The organism is Rhizobacter sp. Root1221 (genome assembly GCF_001425785.1).
In the GTDB taxonomy this organism is placed as follows: Bacteria; Pseudomonadota; Gammaproteobacteria; order Burkholderiales; family Burkholderiaceae_C; genus Rhizobacter.
Genome location: NZ_LMDI01000011.1, coordinates 102,049 through 123,953, shown reverse-complemented (window position 1 = coordinate 123,953; position 21,905 = coordinate 102,049). Strand labels below are relative to the sequence as shown.

At 64.7% G+C, this 21,905-nt stretch carries 29 protein-coding genes and 1 pseudogene; 24 read left to right on the top strand and 6 right to left on the bottom strand.

Annotated elements, in window-relative coordinates; genetic code table 11:
* Nucleotides 1-91 precede the first annotated feature (91 nt).
* Entirely contained in the window at nucleotides 92-385 is a 294-nt protein-coding gene (locus ASC87_RS32415; RefSeq protein ID WP_162255141.1) for a hypothetical protein, read from the top strand.
* A 629-nt stretch (nucleotides 386-1,014) separates the two neighbouring features.
* Here ASC87_RS32415 and ASC87_RS09785 read toward each other — a convergent pair.
* Both ASC87_RS09785 and ASC87_RS30655 read right to left on the bottom strand, forming a co-directional pair.
* On the bottom strand, nucleotides 1,015-2,358 hold the full coding sequence (locus ASC87_RS09785) for a type II toxin-antitoxin system HipA family toxin (RefSeq protein WP_056660211.1): 1,344 nt from the start codon (nucleotides 2,356-2,358) through the stop codon (nucleotides 1,015-1,017).
* Nucleotides 2,352-2,714: a helix-turn-helix domain-containing protein gene (locus ASC87_RS30655; protein ID WP_082568520.1), complete on the bottom strand. Its 363-nt coding sequence runs from the start codon at nucleotides 2,712-2,714 to the stop codon at nucleotides 2,352-2,354. Before ASC87_RS30655 ends, ASC87_RS09785 begins: the two co-directional genes overlap by 7 nt.
* A gap of 437 nt (nucleotides 2,715-3,151) precedes the next feature.
* On the opposite strand from ASC87_RS30655, the gene ASC87_RS09775 reads away from it, so the two are divergent.
* Nucleotides 3,152-4,069: a hypothetical protein gene (locus tag ASC87_RS09775; RefSeq protein ID WP_056660208.1), complete on the top strand. Its 918-nt coding sequence runs from the start codon at nucleotides 3,152-3,154 to the stop codon at nucleotides 4,067-4,069.
* 246 nt (nucleotides 4,070-4,315) lie between these two features.
* Here ASC87_RS09775 and ASC87_RS09770 read toward each other — a convergent pair whose 3' ends face one another.
* From ASC87_RS09770 to ASC87_RS09765, 4 genes and pseudogenes are all read right to left on the bottom strand, one after another.
* Nucleotides 4,316-4,861 carry a hypothetical protein gene (locus tag ASC87_RS09770; RefSeq protein WP_056660205.1) on the bottom strand — a complete coding sequence of 182 codons (546 nt, stop codon included), beginning with the start codon at nucleotides 4,859-4,861 and terminating at the stop codon, nucleotides 4,316-4,318.
* Nucleotides 4,858-4,995: a hypothetical protein gene (locus ASC87_RS33165; protein ID WP_235582124.1), complete on the bottom strand. Its 138-nt coding sequence runs from the start codon at nucleotides 4,993-4,995 to the stop codon at nucleotides 4,858-4,860. The genes ASC87_RS09770 and ASC87_RS33165 overlap by 4 nt, the downstream gene beginning before the upstream one ends.
* A gap of 54 nt (nucleotides 4,996-5,049) precedes the next feature.
* Nucleotides 5,050-5,199 (bottom strand): annotated as a pseudogene (locus ASC87_RS33700) (SWIM zinc finger family protein); the annotation flags it as partial.
* Between the two features lie 155 nt (nucleotides 5,200-5,354).
* A complete protein-coding gene (locus tag ASC87_RS09765; RefSeq protein ID WP_157603940.1) occupies nucleotides 5,355-5,672 on the bottom strand; it encodes a hypothetical protein in 318 nt (105 codons plus the stop codon).
* 82 nt (nucleotides 5,673-5,754) lie between these two features.
* On the opposite strand from ASC87_RS09765, the gene ASC87_RS09760 reads away from it, so the two are divergent.
* The 22 genes from ASC87_RS09760 to ASC87_RS09660 all read left to right on the top strand — a co-directional run bounded on the left by ASC87_RS09760 (nucleotide 5,755) and on the right by ASC87_RS09660 (nucleotide 21,845).
* A complete protein-coding gene (locus ASC87_RS09760) occupies nucleotides 5,755-7,527 on the top strand; it encodes a DNA-directed RNA polymerase (RefSeq protein ID WP_056660199.1) in 1,773 nt (590 codons plus the stop codon).
* 20 nt (nucleotides 7,528-7,547) lie between these two features.
* Nucleotides 7,548-8,216: a hypothetical protein gene (locus ASC87_RS09755; protein WP_056660196.1), complete on the top strand. Its 669-nt coding sequence runs from the start codon at nucleotides 7,548-7,550 to the stop codon at nucleotides 8,214-8,216.
* Nucleotides 8,213-8,497, top strand: coding sequence for a hypothetical protein (locus ASC87_RS09750; RefSeq protein ID WP_056660192.1), 285 nt, complete (start codon nucleotides 8,213-8,215; stop codon nucleotides 8,495-8,497). The genes ASC87_RS09755 and ASC87_RS09750 overlap by 4 nt, the downstream gene beginning before the upstream one ends.
* Complete coding sequence (locus tag ASC87_RS09745; RefSeq protein ID WP_056660189.1) at nucleotides 8,490-9,080, top strand: ssDNA-binding protein; 591 nt, start codon at nucleotides 8,490-8,492, stop codon at nucleotides 9,078-9,080. Before ASC87_RS09750 ends, ASC87_RS09745 begins: the two co-directional genes overlap by 8 nt.
* The gene (locus ASC87_RS09740; protein WP_056660186.1) at nucleotides 9,064-9,459 is read left to right on the top strand and encodes a RusA family crossover junction endodeoxyribonuclease; all 396 of its coding nucleotides are present in this window, start codon (nucleotides 9,064-9,066) and stop codon (nucleotides 9,457-9,459) included. Before ASC87_RS09745 ends, ASC87_RS09740 begins: the two co-directional genes overlap by 17 nt.
* Entirely contained in the window at nucleotides 9,456-9,653 is a 198-nt protein-coding gene (locus ASC87_RS32410) for a hypothetical protein (RefSeq protein ID WP_056660183.1), read from the top strand. The genes ASC87_RS09740 and ASC87_RS32410 overlap by 4 nt, the downstream gene beginning before the upstream one ends.
* Before the next feature lie 50 nt (nucleotides 9,654-9,703).
* Complete coding sequence (locus ASC87_RS32405) at nucleotides 9,704-9,937, top strand: helix-turn-helix domain-containing protein (protein WP_056660179.1); 234 nt, start codon at nucleotides 9,704-9,706, stop codon at nucleotides 9,935-9,937.
* A 126-nt stretch (nucleotides 9,938-10,063) separates the two neighbouring features.
* Nucleotides 10,064-10,363: a hypothetical protein gene (locus ASC87_RS09725; protein WP_056660176.1), complete on the top strand. Its 300-nt coding sequence runs from the start codon at nucleotides 10,064-10,066 to the stop codon at nucleotides 10,361-10,363.
* 72 nt (nucleotides 10,364-10,435) lie between these two features.
* Nucleotides 10,436-10,585 (top strand): hypothetical protein, encoded by a 150-nt coding sequence (locus tag ASC87_RS31740; protein ID WP_157603939.1) that lies wholly within the window; start codon nucleotides 10,436-10,438, stop codon nucleotides 10,583-10,585.
* Nucleotides 10,582-12,213, top strand: a complete 1,632-nt coding sequence (locus ASC87_RS09720; RefSeq protein WP_056660172.1) for a toprim domain-containing protein — start codon at nucleotides 10,582-10,584, stop codon at nucleotides 12,211-12,213. The genes ASC87_RS31740 and ASC87_RS09720 overlap by 4 nt, the downstream gene beginning before the upstream one ends.
* Before the next feature lie 296 nt (nucleotides 12,214-12,509).
* Nucleotides 12,510-12,707 (top strand): hypothetical protein, encoded by a 198-nt coding sequence (locus ASC87_RS09715; RefSeq protein ID WP_056660169.1) that lies wholly within the window; start codon nucleotides 12,510-12,512, stop codon nucleotides 12,705-12,707.
* Entirely contained in the window at nucleotides 12,704-12,847 is a 144-nt protein-coding gene (locus tag ASC87_RS31735; protein WP_157603938.1) for a hypothetical protein, read from the top strand. Before ASC87_RS09715 ends, ASC87_RS31735 begins: the two co-directional genes overlap by 4 nt.
* A gap of 28 nt (nucleotides 12,848-12,875) precedes the next feature.
* Nucleotides 12,876-14,759, top strand: a complete 1,884-nt coding sequence (locus ASC87_RS09710; protein WP_056660166.1) for a DNA polymerase — start codon at nucleotides 12,876-12,878, stop codon at nucleotides 14,757-14,759.
* Between the two features lie 2 nt (nucleotides 14,760-14,761).
* Nucleotides 14,762-15,040: a hypothetical protein gene (locus ASC87_RS09705; protein ID WP_056660163.1), complete on the top strand. Its 279-nt coding sequence runs from the start codon at nucleotides 14,762-14,764 to the stop codon at nucleotides 15,038-15,040.
* A complete protein-coding gene (locus ASC87_RS09700) occupies nucleotides 15,037-15,309 on the top strand; it encodes a hypothetical protein (protein ID WP_056660160.1) in 273 nt (90 codons plus the stop codon). Before ASC87_RS09705 ends, ASC87_RS09700 begins: the two co-directional genes overlap by 4 nt.
* The gene (locus ASC87_RS09695; protein WP_056660157.1) at nucleotides 15,306-15,863 is read left to right on the top strand and encodes a hypothetical protein; all 558 of its coding nucleotides are present in this window, start codon (nucleotides 15,306-15,308) and stop codon (nucleotides 15,861-15,863) included. Before ASC87_RS09700 ends, ASC87_RS09695 begins: the two co-directional genes overlap by 4 nt.
* Complete coding sequence (locus ASC87_RS09690; RefSeq protein ID WP_056660154.1) at nucleotides 15,851-16,642, top strand: hypothetical protein; 792 nt, start codon at nucleotides 15,851-15,853, stop codon at nucleotides 16,640-16,642. Before ASC87_RS09695 ends, ASC87_RS09690 begins: the two co-directional genes overlap by 13 nt.
* Nucleotides 16,620-17,054, top strand: a complete 435-nt coding sequence (locus ASC87_RS32710) for a dATP/dGTP diphosphohydrolase domain-containing protein (RefSeq protein WP_200954336.1) — start codon at nucleotides 16,620-16,622, stop codon at nucleotides 17,052-17,054. The genes ASC87_RS09690 and ASC87_RS32710 overlap by 23 nt, the downstream gene beginning before the upstream one ends.
* A complete protein-coding gene (locus ASC87_RS31730; RefSeq protein ID WP_157603937.1) occupies nucleotides 17,039-17,614 on the top strand; it encodes a hypothetical protein in 576 nt (191 codons plus the stop codon). Before ASC87_RS32710 ends, ASC87_RS31730 begins: the two co-directional genes overlap by 16 nt.
* A gap of 821 nt (nucleotides 17,615-18,435) precedes the next feature.
* Complete coding sequence (locus ASC87_RS09670) at nucleotides 18,436-19,962, top strand: portal protein (protein WP_056660145.1); 1,527 nt, start codon at nucleotides 18,436-18,438, stop codon at nucleotides 19,960-19,962.
* 110 nt (nucleotides 19,963-20,072) lie between these two features.
* Entirely contained in the window at nucleotides 20,073-20,744 is a 672-nt protein-coding gene (locus ASC87_RS09665; RefSeq protein ID WP_056660142.1) for a hypothetical protein, read from the top strand.
* 114 nt (nucleotides 20,745-20,858) lie between these two features.
* Nucleotides 20,859-21,845: a phage capsid protein gene (locus ASC87_RS09660; RefSeq protein ID WP_056660139.1), complete on the top strand. Its 987-nt coding sequence runs from the start codon at nucleotides 20,859-20,861 to the stop codon at nucleotides 21,843-21,845.
* Nucleotides 21,846-21,905 lie beyond the last annotated feature (60 nt).

The following is a 21,905-nucleotide window of genomic DNA, read 5'->3' as shown; positions in this document are numbered from 1 at the left end:
TGCGGCATGGCGCCCCATGAGGCTCTGCAGACCAGGCCCACAAGGCCGCGTTCCCGGGCTCGCAGGGCTTCTGCGGCAAAGCCGCAGCTCGATGGCGATGCGCCGCTCTGCGATTGCTTGGGACATGACGGGATCGTGCGCCGAACAGCCGGGGGATGCCGTGGAAACGGCACCCCCCGGCCGAAGCTCAGACGCGGCCACGCCCCTGGCCCTGTTGCTGACCTTGCTGGTTTTCGCCCTCTCCGAATTGCTCCTGGTCATCGCGCTGCGCGGATGGATCCTTCGGGTTCAGTCCCTGGCCCGGTTGACCCTGCTGGCCGGGTCGTCCGGTAACGGCCTGATCCACCTGGGAAAAACCGGCACCTGCCTGGTCTTGCTGACCTGATCGGCCACCGCCTTGGTTCGACCGCCCGGCATGGTTGCCGCCTTGTCCTTGCTGCCCCGCGCCCGCTCCGGCCTGGCCCCGTTGCCCGGTTCGTTCGCCCGCCTGGCCCTGCTGGCCAGCGCCGGGTGAATCGCCCCCTGGCTGAGAATCGCGGTTCTCGTTGATGCTGTTCATGATGTGGTCCTTCGATCTGGAACCGGCAACGTGCCGGCAGCCAGTACGCGGCAACCGGCGTGCCGCACGAAGGCATCGGAAGTCAGGTAGTGCGGCCAGTTGGTGTGCAGCAAGGGCCGGTCCATGGCCCCCGCCTGCAGCAGCGCACCCGGGTCCGGGTAGCAAGCTCGCTGGGCAGACTGTTTCTCATTCTTTGCATTCCCACTGGTTTTGCCTAGCATGGGAAACAGAATGCCCGCCACAAGCCCTCCCCTCATCCCTGGTTGCACTGCGAACCGCCCTGCGCGGGACACCACGCCATGTTTGAGCGTCCACACCACCGGTGACCCACGATGCGCGCGGCCCACCGTGCGGAGGTGACTTCCAGTACGCCGCAACCCGCGTTCCGCACGGAGGGATCGGAGGTCGGGCAGTGTGGCCAAACCGCGGTGATCGATGCGCCAGGCCCGACGGACTCAACTGACCAGAACGGCACCCCTGAGGAATTTTCGGCCATGCCGTCGGACTCCCTCCGAGATCGGATCCCAAACTGCCGCGGGGAACTCGCTCGGCAGATGCCCTTCGACAACCTCCAGCGCTTCGTCCACGTGCCTCACCATGTGCACCATCGCTTCCCAGAACGGGTTTCCGCCGGCGGACATCGCGAGCCGATGCCAATGCCTCACCTCGATTTCGTTGAATTTCCAGTGCGCATTCTTGGATCGGATCGCCATGGCGAGAGAGGCGTCGTGGTACGGCAGCAGGTTTGCTCCCTTGCCAATCACCGGCCATGCCGAGAGCACGTCATAGAGCGGCGTTGCCTGATACTGCCCACCACGCTCGATGAACAGGCTGAAGTTCTTCGAGTGCCCATCAGGCGCCGCGAGAAGCCAGAACGCCAACTGCGACAGGACGAAGTGCAGCCGCCCATCGACAGGATTCATGCTGGCGCCATACACCTCGAGGCAGCGGTCGATGCCTGGCCCGCCGTCCTTCTCATACTTGAGGTGAGGCGGGGTTCCGGTTGCCTGGCAGAGATCCTCTTGAGGAATGCGCACCAAGTAGTCGGATGAACCGTCCTTCCCTGCCCATGCACGATCGAACCGCTCAACGATGAGAACGCGTTGCCCGTCGAAGGTGCCCATCTCGACATCGGCGACGTCCAGACCCAACTGCCGAACGATCTGCGCGCACAGCCACTCGTTCTCTACCGAGGAACTGAAATCGGCATCGAATTTCGTGACCTTGCCCAGCGGAAGCTTGAGGATGTGGGTGGTCGGCGTTGCGCCGTGAGGCCTGCACCACTTCCCCTTGAGTCGAAGCAGCGCGGTCTTCTCCTGAGCTCCCGCTATCGAGATGCGAAAGTCATCGTCGCGCTCATGAGCCCCGAACGCTGGCGCGACCACGACTTCTCTCAGAATGCGGCCCACTTCCTTGTCCGGGATGCGCTCGTATTGGAGGTGTCGAAAGTCTGGCGGCTCTTCGTCAACGCGCAGGAGTTGTACGGCGCCCACGCAGTCTCGGCCGATCGCCTCCAGGAGATCGAAGGCATCAGTGGACTTCGCACCAAACCGGGCTCGAAGCCGCCGGCGGATTGCGTCGTTGTCGGGGAGCAAGTTGTCGAAGTAACTTTCGACGAGCGTTCCACGGTGCTGACCTCCTTCGATGAATGGCAGTGACATCGAGAGCGGGCGCGCATGCTCGCTTTTCATCCACGATTCGGAGTACGTCAGCGTGTGGGTTGCCGAGCGAGAGCTACCAGGGCGCCAGACCCCAACCATCTCACCGTTCATCCACAGCGCGAGGCGGGCACTCACCATGAACCTCGACGTTTGGCCGGCTTGCGTTCGACGATCGTGCCCTTCTTCGAATCCGAAGTGCTTTTGGCGGCAGTCGCGCTCGGTTTGATTGCGCGAGTGAAGCGCTCGGGATCGTCAGCAGCATCCGGGGCCCTCCAGCCTTCACCGCCGCTGTCCAGAAGGATGTCCACACCGAGTGCTTTGAGAATGCGGATCAGCTGGTCGACACTGATCGATCCGGGATCAGCCTCGATGTCTGCAATGCGGGTTTGCTTCACGCCGATCAACCGCCCGAGTTCTGCCTGCGTCAACTTCTTGGCTTTTCGAAATGCCTTCAAATGTGCAGAGAGCTGGTGTACGCCTTGAAGTCGAAACACATCTCACCTCATCGTCGTTGGGCGATATCACGAACATATCGCGTATAGACGATATTTTCAATAAATCGCCTATGTACGATATGTTCACTATATCGCTTATTGACGTTGTCCTCAACCATGCTGCGCCCATGAACGGCGTTGGCACAGCGCGGTCGAGGACGCGGTGCCAACTGCGGCAGGACATGACGGGGAAAAAGAGAGCCCGCCGGACGTTTGATGCAGCGTTCAAGCTGCGAGTGGGAGAGTGCGGGGTCGCGGCATCGACTGCCGCGACTTCCAGAGCATTCTGGTAGGCCGTGTTGGACTTGAACCAACGACCAAAGGATTATGAGAAAGCCTCTGACAGCCTAAGTTGTTGTCACGCCTAGAACTCCGCAACTCACTCTACCCCCCACCTAGGAGGATAGCGGGGTTGCGGTCCCCACATGATCCCCCACATGCTGACTGCACCCGCTGACCGGAACGAACCCACCGACGACATCCCCGAACCACCAGTGCCCACCGCCACCGGCTTCCATGACGAGGCCGCCCAACGCGACTGGGAGAACTATCAAGTCACACGAGGCGTCTGGCGCTACCAGCGCTCCCTCAAGCGCGAAGTCCAGCGCGGCGCCCGCAAGGGTCAGCTAGTCGCCCGAGGCATCGGCGACCTGGAGCCCGGCCAGCGGATCGCGGACGAGCTGATCGTCCCCTTGACCACCGCTGTCGCCCTGAAGCAGCAGGAGGCCCGGGACGCCATCGCGTCGCCGAACCTCAAGAAGATCCCGGACGATTTCGCCGCCCTCCTCCTGCTCCCCGCGGAGGTCCTGGCCGTCGTCACGGTCCTGGCGGCCCTGAGCCGCGCCGAACCGGCCGGACTCCAGTCCTGCGCGACGGACCTGGGCGGCAAGATCCAGCGCGAGGTCGCCCTGCGTGCCTGGAAGAAGGCCGAGAAGGAGGCCGAGGAGGAGCGGGAGGAAACCGACGCCCCCTGGGAGCCCAACCTCTACGACCTGATGGTGAAGCGCAACGACAAGGTCGACGAGCGCGTGTTTACCAAGTGGTCCAAGAAGGCCAAACGCTTCGTCCACGAGGAATGGGAGCAGCCCGTCCGTACCCGGGTGGGCATGGCGCTCATTTCGCTGATCGTGGCGGTCGACGGGTGGTTCGAGGTCGCCGAGGTCCGTGACGGCCTCAAGACCAAGCTCATGTTCCAGCTCACGGACCTCGGCCGGGCCTTTGTGGCCCAGCGCCACAACCAGAACGAGCTGGCCCGCCCGTTCATGCTCCCGATGATCTGCGAGCCCAAGGACTACGTCTACCTGCCCTCCAAGCAGATCGAGGAACCCGAGGACCCTTCGTGTGCCGACGACTAGTTCGAGTCGCTTAGATAAAACCCCCGCAAGGTGACGACCTTATCGCCGTCCTTCGCAACCACACGCTGACCACCATGCTGCACACCTCTCCTGAACTCGAGCGCGCTATCGCGCACCTCCAGGCCGGCAACCGTCGCCTGCCTCTCGCCCTCGTCCGCGTCTTACAAGAGCAAGGCTTTGACCCGGAGTCTCTCGTCGCTCAGTTCTTCCCTGTCGGGCGGGGTTACCGTCGACACCAATAGGCTACTACCGCCCCGTTCGCAGCAACTCGACAAACGCCGCTTGCGAACGAGACGACTCGTTCTTGACCGTGAGGCCGTCCGCGCCGCGTTCGTGAACAAGAGTCCCGTGGACATACGTGAGGATTTCGTAGTCGACATAGCCGGCCTTGTCGTCTGCTTCGTCACTCTCCTCGACGTTCACAACCTCATCGCCCTCGTCGTCAGTGGTGAGCACCTCTACCAGTGCCCCTGGGTCAGGGAGGGCGCGGTGTATGACGAGCGAGCGTCGCACACCCGTGGAAGACTCCTGGACCTCGTGAAAGACGTGGCCGCGACTGAACGAGTAAGCTGGCGGATCGCCCTGAGTCCAGACCGCCCTAGCGACCTTCTCCTCGTCTTTTAAAGGTCGCCCCAGTTTTATCCGCTTTGCCTTGTTCGCGTCGGTGTCCATGCGGCGGTCAAGGCGTATGTCCAGCTGCATACGAAAGCAATCGCCCACGCCGAACGCCCAACCAGCCGCGAGCCGATCAACAAACTGGAGTGAGAGCTTCTCAGTTCTGCGTTTTTTCATTGAAGCATCATCCTCGCAACGATTTTCTTTGCGACCTTTGCACGGTCCGCAGCGACTTTGGCTGCGAGTTCCGCAGCATTGAGTTCGAGCAGAGCCGCTTCAAGAGGTGTACCAGTCACGGCCGCGGCGATCATGCCGGCCAGCTTCTCCTTGTCGTGATTCTGTACGGCGCTGAAGTCATTCGACAGGAGTGCGAGGCGATGTTTGCAATGAGATCCCTGCTCTCCCGCGGGGCACGTACACGAAATTCGGAACCGAATCGCATCTCGCAGAACTGAGATTACGTACGGTGTGCCGGTACTGCCCTTGATGTGGACTTCCACGGAAATGGGGTTCATCGTCGCTAAGGAGTGGTCGACTGGGACCTCATTCTGGAGCGAGGTGACCTTCTGCGAGTGGCGAAGCTCCTCGCTTATGTAACCTAACCGTGACGTGCGCCACAGCCATCGCTGCCTCGAACTAGCTCAGTCGCCTACTGTCCCAGTACCCGAACCTACCAAGCCTGCGGGACCTCCTCCGACGGCTTGCCTGAGTCCCGTCTCACCTCACGCCCTGCAATGAGCATGTCGGGGCCCTTTATTGACCGGAGCCGTGCGCCGTAGAGCGGCTTGAGCGAGTCCATCGCGCCGGGCGAATCCGAGCCACGCAGCGTGGCGCTGTACTGGACCTCCGGCACGCCCATCAAGCGATACCCGCCAAACGTCAGGACGCCCTCCCGGCGCTCGGCCGCGGCGATCTCCTTCTTGGACAGCGTCTTCCCGTCCCGACGTAGCTGAACGACTGAGACCCACATCCGGCTCAGTCTACCCACGCCCGCTCTTTACCCTGCAACTAGTTCGAGTTGCCGACTAGCCCCGCGTAAGGGGTCTCTCCTAGCTGACAAAGGACCTCTCATGCTGACCGGTGGATATCTCTCAATCAAGAACAAGGCCGTCAAGGCCCCCGAATTCCGCAGCGCCCACACGGGCGCCGTTGACCGCCCCCTGGACGGCGCTTCGCTCGAAGCGCTCAACTGGATCCAGAAGACACGATGGACGCTGAATCGCAGTGTCCTGGGGGTGGTCGAAGACGTGGTGCGTGACGGCTTCCCCGTCGCATCCGTCCCTCCCCGCGACAACCTCCCCGAGCTGCCGAAGATGGGCGAGGTCGAGTTCGAAGCGCTGAAGGCTCTCGCCAAGACCGACGCCGCCGCCAAGGCCGCGCTGTCCGCTTACATGAAACCTCGCGCCGAGCGGTACTCGAAGAACAAGCACATGGAGTGCGAGCGCTTCAAGCTGTACCGCATGCTCGACCTCGCCCGTCAGCTCGCCAAGGCGGAAACCCTGTGGTTCCCGCACACCTGTGATTTCCGGGGCCGCGTGTACCCCACCGCCCAGGACCTGCACACCCAGGGCGACTCCCTGGTCAAGGGACTGCTGACCTTCTCCCAGACCGAGCGCCTGGGCCCGAACGGGAAGTGGTGGATGTACGTCGCCTGTGCCAACGCCTTCGGCCAGGACAAGATCGCGCTGCAAGCCCGGGCCGACTGGACTGACAACAACCTCGGGTCGATCCTGGGGACCGCCCGCGACCCCCTGGCCTTCGCGGACTTCTGGGCCAGCGAGGACGTCGACTCTCCGTGGGAGGCCCTGGCCGCCTGCTTCGAGATCGCCCGCCTCTGCGACTTCCTCGTGCTCAACGGCGAGCGCAGCGCTGCCTCGTTCGAGTCGCACCTCCCCGTCCGTCTGGACGCAACGTGCTCGGGCATCCAGCACCTGTCCGCGATGATGCGCGACCCGCTGTCCGCGGCCTGCGTCAACGTGCTGCCCACTGGCAAGCGCGAGGACATCTACTCGGACGTCGCTAAGGTTGCAATCGAGCGCATCGCTCGTGACGCGGCCGACGGTCGGCTCCGCGACGGCGACGAGGCGACCCGTGCGGTCTACGCCGTCGCCAACGGCTGGCTGGGCAAGGTCGGACGCAAGACGGTGAAGCGGGCCGTCATGACGACCCCCTACGGCGTCACGGCACCCGGCATCAAGACACAGCTCATCGCCGACGGCTTCTGCGACCACTTCGAGAACGGGTCGGAGCGCTACCGCGCAGCCGAGTACCTGAAGACCGTGGTGATCGACGCACTGGACGCGAACATCGGCGCCCCTCGGGCCGCGATGGAGTATTTCCAGAAGGTCGCCCAGTTCCTGGCGGAGCGCGAGCTGCCCCTGACCTGGACGACGCCGGCCGGGTTCACCGTGCGTCAGGCGTACGTCAAGTCCGACGTGAAGCGCGTCGAGACCCTGCTGGGCTCCAAGCTCGTCAAGTTTCAGATCGGCGTACCCAACGAGAAGGCCGGCATCGACCGCCGCAAGCAGAAGTCCAGCGCAGCCCCGAACGTGGTCCACAGCTACGACGCGGCCCACCTGTGCCTCACCGCCACCGCCATGAAGGCCGAGGGCATCCGCGACATGGCGTTCGTCCACGACTCGTTCGGGGCGCACGCCGGAAACGTGGACACCCTGAACGGCCACATCCGCGAGGAGTTCGTCCGCATGTACGAAGGCCCCGCCCTGGAGCAATGGCGCGACAGCGTCGCCCAGCACTCCGGTGTCACAGATCTTCCCGCTCTGCCCACCCTGGGTTCCCTGGACGTCACCCGTGTCCGGGAATCCGAGTTCTTCTTTTCCTGAACATAGTTCGAGTTGCTTACATGATCAACATCCCCACCAAGCTGCCCTTCGCTTCCCACGCCGAACTCGTCGCCGCCTTCCAGGCCGGCGCGAAGTTTCAGGTGATCTTCACGGACCACCGGGCCTCGGAAAGCGTCACGAGCATCGTGCCTTCCGGCAACAACCCTAAGAGCGTGAAAGTCCACACGCCGGGCACCAGCGGCGGCTACGGCTGCTTCCGCCCGGACGGGACGAACGCAGTCAGCCCGTACGTCCGTCTGGTCATGACGCATGCCGCCCACGAGCCGGCCTCTGCGACACCTGCGACCCCGACACCAACCGCCCAAGTCCAGGAGGTCAACGTGGTCCACGAGTTCACCCGTGGCCGCGACGTGCACTGCCCGAAGACCAAGGAAGCGGTCACCGGGATCTCCTACGGGGCCGGCGGCAGTGTCCGCGTGTCCCTGCGCACCGAAGCGGGTGTCGAGCGTGTCTCGACGAACTACCGCGCGGACGGTACGCACCGCCACCAGGGGGACCGCAACCTGAAGGTCGGCCGGGCACCGAAGAAGGTGACTCTGCGTGTCTACAAGGACCCGCGCAACTGGAACGACGACGCGTACTTCGTGCTGTCCCCGATCCAGGTGCTTCCCAACCTGACGGCCTTCACGGGCCTGAAGCCGGTCGCCACGGTCGAGATCGACGGGTGACCCTCTCCCGACAGCGCGAGCAGGACATCGCTCCTCTCGCCACGTCGATGACCGACGCCGCCCTCACCGCCTGCCTGCACATCTGGCAGCGGTCGGGGCGGCCGAAGCTCGACCTCTCCCTTGCGCTGCTGCTCACCGCGGCGCAGCTCGGGGCCGCCGCCCGTGAGGCCGGCGCCCTGACCACCACCGATTGGGCGCGGGCCAACCGCTCCGCCCAGGACCCCACCTCCCTCCTCAATACATCGCCGGCCCTCCCGCCGGCAAACGCATCACATGGCTGACTCCAAACCCAAGACCAAGACCGTCTACAAGGGCGCCACGCCCGCCGGCATCCTCACCTACGCGTGGCTCGACAAGCGCGACGCCTCCGAGTTCGGCAAGAACAAGTTCAAGTGCTCGCTCCGCCTGAAGAAGGGCGAGGGCAAGAACGACGAGTACGCCCGCATGCTCATCGACCTGCACAAGGCCGCCAAGGGCAAGCGCGACACGGCCCCGGTGAAGGACGGCGACGCCCTGGCCGAGGACAACGAGAAGAAGGAGAACATGCGCGGCTTCTGGCTGCTGTCGGCGAAGACCAACAACAAGCCGGAGCAGATGGACTCCAAGAAGAACCCGCTCGGCGCCACGGCCAAGAGCGGCGACTGGGGCAAGCTGTCCATCGGCGCTGCCGAGTACGACACGGGTGCCAACAAGGGCATCACGCTGTACCTGAACAAGGTCCAGCTCCTGGAGCGCCGTGCCAACGACGACGACGGATTCGAGGAAGAAGACGACTACGAAGCGGACACCAAGAAGGCGCCGTTGCGTGACTCGGACGAAGACGGCGACGGCGGCGACGAAGGCGGCAGTGACGACGACTTCTGAATTCGTCGTCGACGTGGTGCCCCAGCCGGCACCGCGGCCCCGCTTCTCCAAGTGGGGCGCCTACGACCCGGCCAGCTACAAGGCCCACAAGCTCGAACTGAAGAAGGCGCTGGAGGGGCTGGAGTTCGACGGCTCCGTTCCCCCGCTCATGGGCGAACTCCACCTCACCCTGGAGTTCGTCTGCAAGCCCATCGCCAAGTCGAAGTTCACCACGCCCTCCGGTGACTGCGACAACCTCGCCAAGCCCATCATGGACGTCATGACTCAGGTCGGCGTCTATGGCGACGACCGTCAGGTCGTGGGGCTGTTCATCGTCAAGCGCTTCCCGCGTGACGGGGAGACACCGCACATCGCAGTGCGCATCAAGGAACTCCCATGATCCAGTTCGTCATCAAGGGCTTCGCCCACATCGCCGCGTTCCTCGAACGCCTCGCCGACCGCGAGACCCTGCGCACGCAGGCCAAGCTCGAAGCCGCCTCCAAGCTGGTAGAGCAGGCCAACGGCCACCGCAAGCTGGCCTTCCAGGGCCGCAAGGTCGCCACGGCTCTCCGCGACATCACCAAGGTCGACTGACCATCCCCGGCCCTTCCTGGGCCCCTCTCACTTCTCCGAAAGGCACCACCATGTACCGCTCCCCCATCATCGCTGGCTCCCTGACCCCGCAAGCCCAGATCGTGCTCGGTCACCTCCGAAAGGTCGGCTCCATCACCGCCGTCGAGGCCGCTGCTGTTCACCGTGTCCGTTCGCTGTCGCGCCGCATCACCGAAGTGCAGGACGCCGGCTATCCGGTGCGCAAGGAACACAAGCGCGACACGACCGGTCAGCGTTACGTGCGCTACAGCCTGGAGTCGGTGTGATGCTGGACCGCATCGGTCTCTACCTGATGGTCCCGGTCGTCCTCGTGGTCGCCCTGGTCCTCTCGCTGATCCTCGGCCCGGAGCGCATGGTGCGCTCCATCGACGTGATCTTCAACTGACCCCGCCATGCGTACCAACTTGCTCCTCGCCTTCGCGGTCGGTCTTCTGGCCGGCTGCAATCAGCAGCAATACCCGGCAGCGTTGCCCGCCTCAGCTCCCGCGGCGGTGCAGCAGTCCGGCAGCATGGATCCCCTCGCTGCTGGCGCCATCGGCGCTGCGACCGGCTACATGCTTGGCAACGCCACCGCGTCCCGCGCCCCGGCGATTCACACCGCTCCGCGTACGGTGATCGTCAACAAGACAGTCATCAACCGGCCGATGTACCGCGCTCCGACCCATTCGTTCTCGTCCGGCCGGCGTCGCTGACCCTGCGCACCCCCACCCCCTAGCCCTCGGCGCCTCGTGCTCCGGGGGCTTTTTGCTTTCTGGAGCCCTCTCATGCAAGACACCATCAAAGCCCGCGGCTACTACGCGCGTTCCACCACCCCCGGCAAGTGGTCCGTCTCCGGCCGCGGCATGCACCGCAAGGTCATGACGACCGCAGAGCTGTACTCGCTCATCGCGTCGAAGCCGAAGGGCCGCGGATGACTGAACACGAGGGCTCGGCCCTTGTCTCCAAGGGGGCGTGCGACGACTGCGGAAGCAGCGACGCATGCGCCAGCTACAGCGACGGTCACACGCACTGCTTCTCGTGCGGCAAGACCCACCAGGGCGGCGGCGCCGAGCGCCCCGCCACTGATACCCCCAAGCGGGCCAAGGAGCTGATCCAACATGGTGAGTACCGAGAACTCGCAAAGCGCGGCATCCGTGAGGAAACCTGTCGCAAGTTTGCTTACCGCGTCGCCGAGCACGAGGGCCGCAAAGTCCAGGTGGCCGAGTATCACGACGCCCTGGGTGACGTCGTCGGTCAAAAGGTGCGCACTGCTGACAAAGACTTCTTCATCCTTGGGAGCCTGAAGCAAGCTGGCCTCTACGGTCAGCACCTGTGGCGCTCGGGCGGCAACAAGGTCGTCATCACCGAGGGTGAGATCGACTGCCTCTCCGTGTCGCAGGCGATGTCCCTTAAGTGGCCGGCGGTCTCAGTGCCCAACGGGGCGCAAGGCGCAGCCAAGTCCATCGCGGCCCAACTCGAATGGCTGAACGGCTACAAGGAGATCATCCTGTGGTTCGACAACGACGAACCAGGGCAAAAGGCTACGGTCGAATGCGCCAAGCTGTTCCCCCCGGGCAAGGTCAAGATCGTGACCACTCCGCACGGCCTGAAGGACGCGAACGATCTCCTGCGTGAGCACGGAGGCCCCGCGGTTCTCCAGGCCATCTGGGACGCCCGAGAATACCGGCCTGACGGCGTGGTCTCGGGGAAGGACCTGACGGTCGAGCGCCTGAAGCAGAAGGCGTCGCCCGGCTGGCAGACCCCCTACCCGATGGTGAACCAGATGACCCGTGGCATCCGCCCGCGCCAGCTCTGGCTCCTCACCGCCGGCACCGGGGTCGGCAAGTCCACCGACGCACGCGAGTGGATGTACGCCGCGCTATGCGAGGGCAAGAAGGTCGGCGCCGTGTTCTTGGAGGAGTCCGTCGAGGACACCGCCAAGTACCTGATCGCGCTGGACAACAACGTCCTGGCCGAGGACCTGGAAGACAACCCGAACATCCTGTCGGACGCCCAGTGGGCGGTAAGCCAAGCCAAGCTGCTCGACTCGGGCACCTATCAGGCATACGACCACTTCGGCGCCACCGACTCGGACGACCTGCTGTCCAAGCTGGAGTTCATGGCGGCCAACGGGGCCGAGCTGCTGTTCCTCGACCACCTGACCATCGCGGCCACCGGGCTCGACCTGGACGGCACGGACACACTCATGGTCAAGCTGCGCTCCATGATCGAGCGGACGGGATGTTCCGTCATCGCCATCGCCCACATCCGCAAGACCTCTAACGGGGCACGCGCGGCTGAGGAAGGCGGCGACATCAGCCTGGACGACATCAAAGGCTCCGGCTCTCTGAAGCAGGTCCCCGACGTCATCATCGCCAAGAAGCGGAACCAGCAGGACACCAGCCCGGCCGGCCGCAACCGCTCGCAGCTCAAGGTCCTCAAGGTCCGCCGCGGCGGCAAGACGGGTCCGGCTGACGTGCTGATGTACGACGAGAAGACGGGACGCCTGAAGGCCGTGGATCCCACGGACTTCCCGGACTCGGATGACGACTGTCCGTTCTGACGACGTCGCCCGGACACTGCTGAAGACCTCCCGCTACCGCGCCAAGCGTGACGGCACCCGCCACACGCTGACCCTCGCTGACATCTACGTCCCCGACCGCTGCCCAGTTCTGGGCATGCGCCTCCGGCCGGCCACTGGCCGCGCCAGTCCCGCCTCCCCTTCGCTCGACCGCATCAACCCCCGCCGCGGGTACGTCCCAGGAAACGTCCTGGTCGTCTCGTGGCGTGCCAATGAACTCAAGAAGAACTCGACACCCGAGGAGCTTGAGCTGGTCGCGTCCTTCTATCGACAACTACATGACCGACCCCAACGCAATCCTGTACGTCGACCCTGAGGTGGCCTTCGCTGGTCATCGGGTCATCCGTGACGGCAACGCCGTCGAAGCGGTCCGCACCGCCTTCAACGACGCCATCACCCGCGCCACGAACCACAACCGTCGGCCCGTGATGGTCGAGGTCATCGTGCGCGTCGCCCCCACCGAGGAACCCCAATGAACGACTGCCTCCACTGCGAGGGCATGCCCGATTCCGAGGACTGCGCCTGCGACGGCGTCGAGCCCGCCGACTTCTTCAGCGACGAGCCACTCGCCTGCGGCTACGACGGCGACACGTCGGCATGCGAGTCGTGCCAGTGACAAAGCGGACACCCCGCTAAGGAAACCCATGACCCACAAGAAACTGTTCTGGGACTTGGAGACCGATGGCCTCCTCCGTGAACTCACCCGCATCTGGGTCATGGCCATCGGGGACTCCGAGACCGGTGAGATCGTCACCTACACCGATCACGACCCCAACCATCCCTCCCTCGCGGAGGGCATCTCACGAATGCATGCGCACGCCGCAGCCGGCGGCGAGTTTATCGGCCACAACACAATCGGCTTCGACCGCAAGGCCCTGTTCAAAGTCACCGGCTGGCTCATGCCGCTGAAGCTGTGCAAGGACACGATGGTCATGGCCCGCCTGCGCAACCCAGAGCGCGTCAACCACAAGCTGGAGTCCTGGGGCATCGAGCTGGGCATCCTGAAGGACCTGTACGACGGCGGCTGGGACGAATACTCCGAGGCCATGCGCAGCTACAACGCGCAGGACATCGTGGTCACCAAGGCCCTGTACGAGCGCGTCAAGGTCGTCGAGACCTGGGGCTCGTCCTGCGAGCTTGAGCACAGCGTCTGCTACCTGATCGACCTCCAGATGGAGAACGGGTTCATGCTCGACATTCGCGCGGCCATGCTGCTCGCCGCCGAGATCGAGCAGGAGCGCCAGCGCCTGGGCGCCGACCTCCAGCGCATGTTTCCCCCGATCTACGTGGGCGTCGAGACCAAGCGTCCGAAGCGCACGCAGAAGCGGAAGGTCCTGTGCGATTGGGGAACCTACGTCGCCGAGTACACGCAGGACGCCGAGTTCACCTCCATCGCCCTGCAAGAGTTCAACCCCGGCTCCGAGTACCACGTCTCCCGCCGACTGTTCGACCGCTACGGCTGGAAGGCCCCGCTAACCGATAAGGGCAACCCGAACATCACCGAGGCGGTCCTGAAGAAGCTGGACTACCCCGAGACGGAGACCCTCATCCGCTTCGGTCGCGAGGACAAGCGCTGGACCCAGCTCGCCAAGCCCAAGAAGAAGGACGGGACTGGCGGTGGCTGGATCCACCACGCCGACGACGAGGACCGCGTCCACGGCTACGTGAACTCCAACGGCGCCGTGACAGGCCGGATGACCCACAACCGACCGAACTCCGCGAACATCGACAAGGACGCCAGCATGCGTGCCCTGTGGATCTCGAAGATCGGCTGGGTGCTGGTCGGCTGCGACGCCGAAGGGCTGGAGCTGCGCATGCTCGCGCACTACCTCGCCAAGTACGACGGAGGCGAGCTGACCCGCCAGCTCCTGGAAGGCGACAAGTCCCTCGGGACCGACGCCCACTCCGTGAACCGGAAGAACACGGACCTGTTCTCCCGCGACGGCGCCAAGACCCTGCTGTACGGCTCGCTGTACGGCGCCGGGGACGAGAAGGCTGGGCTCATCTGGATCGCTGACTGGCGCAGCAGCGGGAAGCCGCTCGCCGAGTGGCCCACCTGGGCGCTCACAGCCAAGGGCAAGCTCCGGCCGGCCGCGCAGATCGGCAAGGAAGTCAAGGCCCGCCTGATCGACGGTATCAAGGGATTCGCCAAGCTCATCAAGGACGTCAAGGCGAAGGCCAAGGCGCAGGGCTGGATCCGCGGACTCGACGGCCGGAAGGTCAAGGTCCGTTCGGAACACGCGGCGCTCAACACGCTGCTCCAAAGCTCCGGCGCCATCGTCATGAAGCAGGCCCTCGTGATCTACCACGACGTCATCACGGACGAGCACGGTCTGGTTCACGGCATCGACTTCGGCTACTGCGCAAACGTGCACGACGAAGTGCAGCAGGAGGCCAAGCCTGAGCACGGCCACCTCATCGGAAAGACCTTCAAGGATGCCATCACCGCGGCCGGCGACCACTTCGGTGTGCGCTGCCGTCTCGACGGCGCTTACGACATCGGCAAGAACTGGCACGAAACACACTGACCATGAACCTCATCAACAAAGACAAGCTGTACCACCTGATCGCAGGCTTCCTCATCACTGTCGCGGGGTACGCCGTCCTGGCCGTGGCCGGGGTGCCTAGTCCCAATGCCCTGTGCCTTGCACTGGCACTCACCGCCGTCTTCGCCTTCATGAAGGAAGCGTACGACCAAGCTCACCCGGAGGCCCACACCACGGACGTCCTGGACGCCATGGTCACGCTGTGCGGCGCTGCATTGGCGGGCATCACCATCAACCTCCTCGAACTCTCGGGGGTCCTGTGAGCATCACCGCAGAGCAGATCGTCGAGCTGTTCGACGAGGACCACGAGGACCTGGAGGAGATCGAGGAGGGAGAGTGGACGTGCGAGTACAAGGACAACGAGTACCGCTCGGACATCATGAAGCACTTGCCGACCGACACGTTCTGGCGCATCGACCTCGGCCGCTCCGGTTCGTACTACACGGAGTTCTTCTACGAGGACACCGAGGCCACTCAAGTCCGGCCGGTCGAGAAGGTCGTGACCACGACGGAGTGGAAGGTGGTCAAGTGAAGCTGTCCATCGAGAAGCTCCGCGAGATCGCCGAGGACCTGAACATGCTCGCCGACTTCAAGGGCGGAAAGTTCCCCCTGGTGATCGGCGGGGGCGCCCCGCGTGACGCCTTCCTGGTCGGCGACGTCAAAGACATCGACGTGTTCTGCGACACCCGCAAGGTGGACGAGAGTGCCTGGGAGAAGTTCATCGGGGACGTCGCGGCCCACTTCGACGCCGACGGCGGTCCGGCCACGGACGTCAGCATCGACGGGCCTGTGACCTACGACCTCGTCAGCGAGAAGCTCCCGACGATCTCGCTGATCCCCGTGAACCGCTGCGTGTTCGATGACGTCCACGATTACGACTTCGGCATCTGCCAAGTGCTCGTGACACCCGGAGGGGTCCTCCGCACCGAGCGGTTTGACAGCGACCTCGCCAACAACGTCATCACTTACCTGCACCGGAGCCCTGACCCCGGCCAGCTCAAGCGGTCGAAGGCCCGACTACAGCGCATCCTGCGCAAGCACCCGAGCTTGTCGATGTTCAACTGCGAGACGCTGTGCTCGCCCTGATCGACGGCGACGAGATCATCTTCAAGGCCGCATGCGCGACGACAGTGGAGGAGGACTGGGACGACCCGTTTGGTGCAAGCCAGAAGGTCGCTGCGTCCTTCGCCGACTGTCGACGAGCGCTGCGCACGATGATGGACTCTTGGGTCGAAGCGGCCGGGTGTGACGATCTCCTCGTCTGCCTGTCGCCGCCGGACCGAAAGCTGTTCCGACGCGGACTGTTCCCGACCTACAAGGCGGGCCGCGGGTCGAAGCCCGAGCACTACTCCGCCCTCGAAGCCTACGTCCGCGAGACGTACGAGATCGAGGAGCGCCCCGGCCTGGAGGCCGATGACGTCCTGGGGATCCTGTCGGGAGACACCGCGGTCATCTGCTCGTCCGACAAGGACATGAAGACCATCCCAGGCCGGCTCTACAACCCCGGCAAGAAGACGCTCGGGGTGATCTCCGAATCCCGCGCCGACTGGCAGTGGATGTACCAGACCCTCATGGGCGACTCGACGGACGGCTTCTCCGGCTGTCTGGGCTGCGGCCCGAAGGGGGCCGAGGACACCCTGGAGCGTGGCAGCACTCTCCGCGACTGGTACCCGCTGGTCCTCGACACCTACATGCGCCCGAAGAAGGGCAAGTTCCGCGAGGTCACACAGACCGCCGACGACCTCCGGGTCCAGGCGGCCCTGGCCCGCATCCTTCGACCACAAGACATTGACGACTACGGACACGTCCGCTACTCGTTGGGTCCAATCAAGTACGACTTCAATGCAATCGAAATCGCAGCCTGACGGCTACGTGGCGCTGACGCACCACCATCCCCGAAGCATCGACGACGCATTCGACGGCCAGCCGTCCGTGCGGCAGGCGGTGCTGCGGACTCCTGCCCCGACCGACACCGCCATCAAGCACGACGACGGCAAGGTCATGGTCGAACTGCTGCCGCCCGAGGCCCTCCTGGAGATCGCCAAGGCGTTCACCTTCGGGGCCAAGAAGTACAGCGCCAACAACTGGCGCAAGGGCTTCAAGTGGATGCGCGTGACCGGCGCACTGCTCCGGCACGTCTACGCCTGGATGCGTGGCGAGAAGGCCGACCCCGAGTCTGGCTTGAGCCACCTCGCCCACGCGGGCGCCTGCCTGTGCTTCCTGCTGACCTTCGAGGCCACCGGGACTGGTGAGGATGACCGGTGGTCCCCGGCCTGACCCGCTGGGCCCTCGGCGCCGTCCTGGCGGTCGCCTCGGTCCTGGGCTTCCTAGCGTACCGCTCGTCCCTCATCACGGACGGGCGGGCCCTGGAGGTCCGGGCCGCAGCGCAACGTCAGACCGCCGCGATTACCCAGGCCAAGGAGGACGCCGACCTCGTGACCCGCACGGTCGTGGAATCTCTCAACAACAAACTCACCGAAAAGGATAAGGCCCATGACCTTCGCACCCGTGACCTGGAACTGGCGCTGGCTGTTTCTGATCTTCGTGGCCGCAGCCTGTCTACCGACATTGCACGGCTGCTCGACGACGCAGCCGGTGTACGTCCGGGAACTCCCTCCGATCCCTCCGGAGCTGGCGGCGCGGCCGGAAAAGCTGAAGCCGATCCCCCGGCTGACGCGGACCTCGCCGAATTCGTCCGAACGGTAGGCGAGAACTATGAAATCTGTCAGCGCAATTCGCTCCGCCTGGAGGGCCTGCAAAGCTGGTATCTCGCACTACTTCGGGGCCCGCTACGTCCTAGGCTGGAAACTCCTGGCGACGGCGCCGGAAGGGAATAAACCCCCGCAAAGTGACGCCGGCCCTAACTCTATATCTAAGGATTCTCAGAGATTCTCTGAGACGGACGACAGGCTCCCCCTCGGGATTCCTGGGTCCTATGAGCTGCGTGCGCTGGTCGATTACCTGAACTTCCTCACCCCCGCCGAGGACGCCCTGGCGTTGGTTCGGGCCCGTGACTACACCGCCGCACATGAACTCGCAGGATTCCATGAAGCCCTCGCTGCCATCCGCGACATCGCGGATCAAGTGGACAAGGCCAACGACGTGGAGGGAACACCTTGAGCTGTACGAGAACCTCCTCCACTGGAGCTACCCCCAAGCCTCTGAATGGTCCTCGGACCTTTTGGAGGACTGCACTGTCCACCTTCTCCGGGTGGGTGGTCGCATGCGGGGTGCTGTGTGGTTCCAGACGCTTGCCTCCCCGGTCGTCACCCTACACCTCTGCGTCTCCCCCGGCCTTCGTGGCCGCTGGGTGACCCCGAGAACTCTCAAGTACCTCGCCGCTTCAGCGCGAGCAACCGGCGCGACCCGCGTGGTCGCCCACCCCCTGCCGGAACACCGTGCCCTGGTCGAACGACTGGGGTTCGAGCACGACCCGCGCCACTGGGGGTTCACCCTGGACCTGTACACCAATGGGCTCTCCCAAGACCCCGGCACCTCCGCCGCCTCCCCAGCCGGACGCCCCGCAAGCCAAGGCGGTCTTCGGAGCTGAGGACACCCCGCAGCAAGCGGCACAGCGCCGCACTGCCAACCGTAACGCCCTTCGCGCCCAGTACCTGACCGCCCCGGCCACCTCCGTGCCGGGCGTGGGGGTGCAGCCTTGAAGCTCGTCGAACGCTACTCGCTGCTCGAACCCGACCGCCAGCCTTACCTGGACCGGGCCCGGCGCTGCGCTGCGCTCACCGTGCCCTCGGTGTGTCCCTCCGAAGGCCAAACGGCCGCCAACATCCTTCCTCAGACCTACCAGTCCTTCAACTCCCGGGCATCCCTGAACCTCGCGTCGAAGCTCTTGATGTCCCTGCTCCCGCCGGGCGTGTCGAGCTTCAACCTCAAGGTGCCCACCGAGGTCCTTATGGAACAAGGCGAACTCACGCCCCCTCCGGACATCGTGGTCGGCCTAGCCAAGTGCGAGCAGCTCGTGAACGACAAGGTCGAGTCGCTCGGCTGGCGTCGCCCCACCTACACCGCCCTGCTCCACCTGATCGTCGCCGGCAACATCGGCGAGTACATCACCCCGGCCGGCACCCTCAAGCAGTACCGCCTGGAGCAATTCGTTTGCGTCCGGGACTGGGACGGCGAAGTGATCGAGGCCGTGACCGCCGAGCAGATGCGCGTGCGTTCTCTTCCCCAACACCTTCGGATCCACACGGAGAAGAAGGAGGACGAGACCGTCACGCTGTACACCCGCTTCACCAGGAAGGCCGGGGACCGCGACGTCGACAAGAGCTACACCGTCCAGCAGGACCTCGACGACCAGACCATCACGGTCGAGACGACTCACACGGGCATCATGCCCTTCAACTGCCCGGCCTGGGAACTCGTTCCCGGCGAGCACTACGGTCGCTCGCACTGCGAGAACAACTACTCGGACCTCCAGTCCCTGGACGTCGTGTCGCAGCAGCTCCGCGAAGCGTCAGCGATGGCGTCCCGGAACCTGATCTTCGTGGCTCCCAACGCCTCCGGCGGGAACCTGCGCAAGCGGATCCAGGAAGCCCGGAACGGCGCTGTGCTGTCGGGTCGCGGCGGACAGAACGGCGACATCCAGCCCTTCCAGTTCAACAACGCCGCTGCTATGCAGACCATGGCGGCCGAGAAGCAAGACCTTCAGCGTGGTCTGGCGCAAGCCTTTCTGCTGACCGGGGACCTTCGCCGCGACGCCGAGCGCGTGACTGCCTACGAACTCCAGATGCTTGCATCGGAGATCGAGCAAGCACTCGGGGGCGTCTACTCCCTGCTCTCCGGCTTCCAGCGTTGGCGCATCCGCAAGCTCATCGCTCAGATGCAGAGCCGCGGTGAGCTGCCAGACCTGGGGGACAAGGTGAACATCGAGGTCACCACGGGTCTCGAAGCGCTCGGCAAGGACGCCCAGGTCAACAAGGCCCGCACCCTGTTCGGTCTGTTCGCAGAAGTCCCGCAAGCCTTCCAAGAGGAGGCCGCGGACTACCTGAAGCTCGACACCATCCTGGGCCCCACGGTCGCCGCCATCGGCTTCCCCGGCGCAGTCCGGTCGGGCGACGAGGTCGCTGCCAACCGCCAAGCGAAACAACAACAAGCCATGACCTCTGACATCGCCAAGGCTGTCGCCGGCCCGGTGGCAGGAGCCATGGCTCAACAAACCACTCAATGAGCGAAGCCTCCACTCAAACCGCAGTCCCGGGCGCCCCCGCGCCCACCGCGGCATCCCCGAGCCCTGCCCCCGCGGAGCCCCTCCCGGGCACCCCGGAGCATCGCGACGCGATGATCGCTGCGTATGACTCACAGTTCGCCAAGCCGGCTCCGCCGCCGGAGGCCAAGACCGACCCGGTGGTCGACCCCAACGACCCTGCCCCGAAACTCACGGACAACCCGGACGCTCCCAAAGAGGAGCCGAAGGCCGATGAACCGAAGGACGAGGCCAAGGAGTCCGAAGCTCCAGCCGTCAACGAAGCGCTCGTCGCCGAGTTCGCAGCGGGCTTCAACGCCGACAAGCTCCCGGACACCCTGGTGGACGCACTGGTCAAGCTTGGCTTCCCCAAGGACGCCATCGAGCAGCACCACGCCGCTCACCTCGCCGGCCAGCGTGCCCTGGTCGCCTCGCAGACGCAGGCGCTCTACCAAGCAGCCGGCGGCGAAGCGAACTTCAAGGAGCTGGTCGCCTGGGGTCAGAAGAACCTGACTCCCGAGCAACGCCAGTTCTACGACACCCAGCTCAACGGCTCCACGGCCAACGAAGCCATCGCCGTCCTCCAGCAACGCATGAACGCGGGTCGTGACCCGAGCATCGCGCTTGGCAACGCCACGGCGTCCGGCACCACGGTGGGTTTCAAGAGCCAAGGCGAAGTCACGCAGGCCATGAGCGACCCCCGCTACTGGACCGACGAGGCGTACCACAACTCGGTGAAGTCGCGCCTCGCGATCTCCCGCTACTGATCCTCTGAGGGGCTAGCTCCCCTCTCCTCCCCCGCGCTCCGCCCATTCCTCGCGGCCCTTTCCCCAAGGGCCCAGGCGGAGCCATTCCTCCCCTCAGAAAAGAAAGAAGCTGCAATGGCTTTTGGTGACACCAACACCGCGACGATCGCCTTCGGCACCGGCGCATCGGGCTCCGACGACCGGGCCCTGTTCCTCAAACAATTCGGTGGTGAAGTCCTCACCGCACTGACCGCTTCGACGGTCATGCAGGGCAAGACCCGCGAGAAGACCATCGGCGCCGGCAAGAGCTGGCAGTTCCCGAAGACCGGTACGTCGGTCGCCGAGTACATCACCCGCGGCCAAGAGCTGCTGGGCAACGCGTTCGCGACGGACGAAGTGACCGTGACGGTCGATGCGCCCCTGGTGGCGAGCCACGCGCTGTGGGACATGGACGTCCTGATGTCGCACTTCGACGTGCGTGCCCCGATGGTGACCGACATGGGTCAAGCCCTGGCGCGTACCTTCGACCAGAACGTGATGCGTTCGCTGATCCTGGCGGCCCGTACCGCCGCGACCGGCACGCTGCGTCTGGGCGGCAACCGCATCGTGAACGCCGGCCTGACCGGCGTCGCCGGCACGGACGGCATCGTATGGATGAACAAGATCCGCGAAGCGAAGCTGGCCCTGCAAGCGAAGAACGTCCCGGTGGGCACCACGCTGTACATGGTGGTCAACCCGACGGTGTTCGACGCGATCAAGTACGCGCAGATCAACGGCCAGTACGTCAACTTGTCGAGCATGATTCAACTGGCCTCGGTCGGCGTCGGCTCGGCTGTGACCGAAGCCATCCGCTTCGAGGGCGTGACGATCTTCACGTCGAACCTGCTGCCGTCGATCAACGAGACCGCCGTGACCTCGGTGTTCTCGAAGTACCGCGCGGACTACTCGAACACGACCGGCATCCTCTGGGCGCCGGACGCCGTCGCGACCCTGTCGCTGCTCGGCGTGACCGCTGAAGCGACCCGTGACGTCCGCCGTCAGGAGGACTTCATGCTCGCCAAGCGCATCAACGGCCACGGCACGCTCCGTGAGGAGCTGGCGGTGGAATTCGCCACGGCCTAACTAGCCACCCAAGAGGGACTCTCTGTACGCAGGGGGGTCCCTCTTTTTTCGTCCCCTATC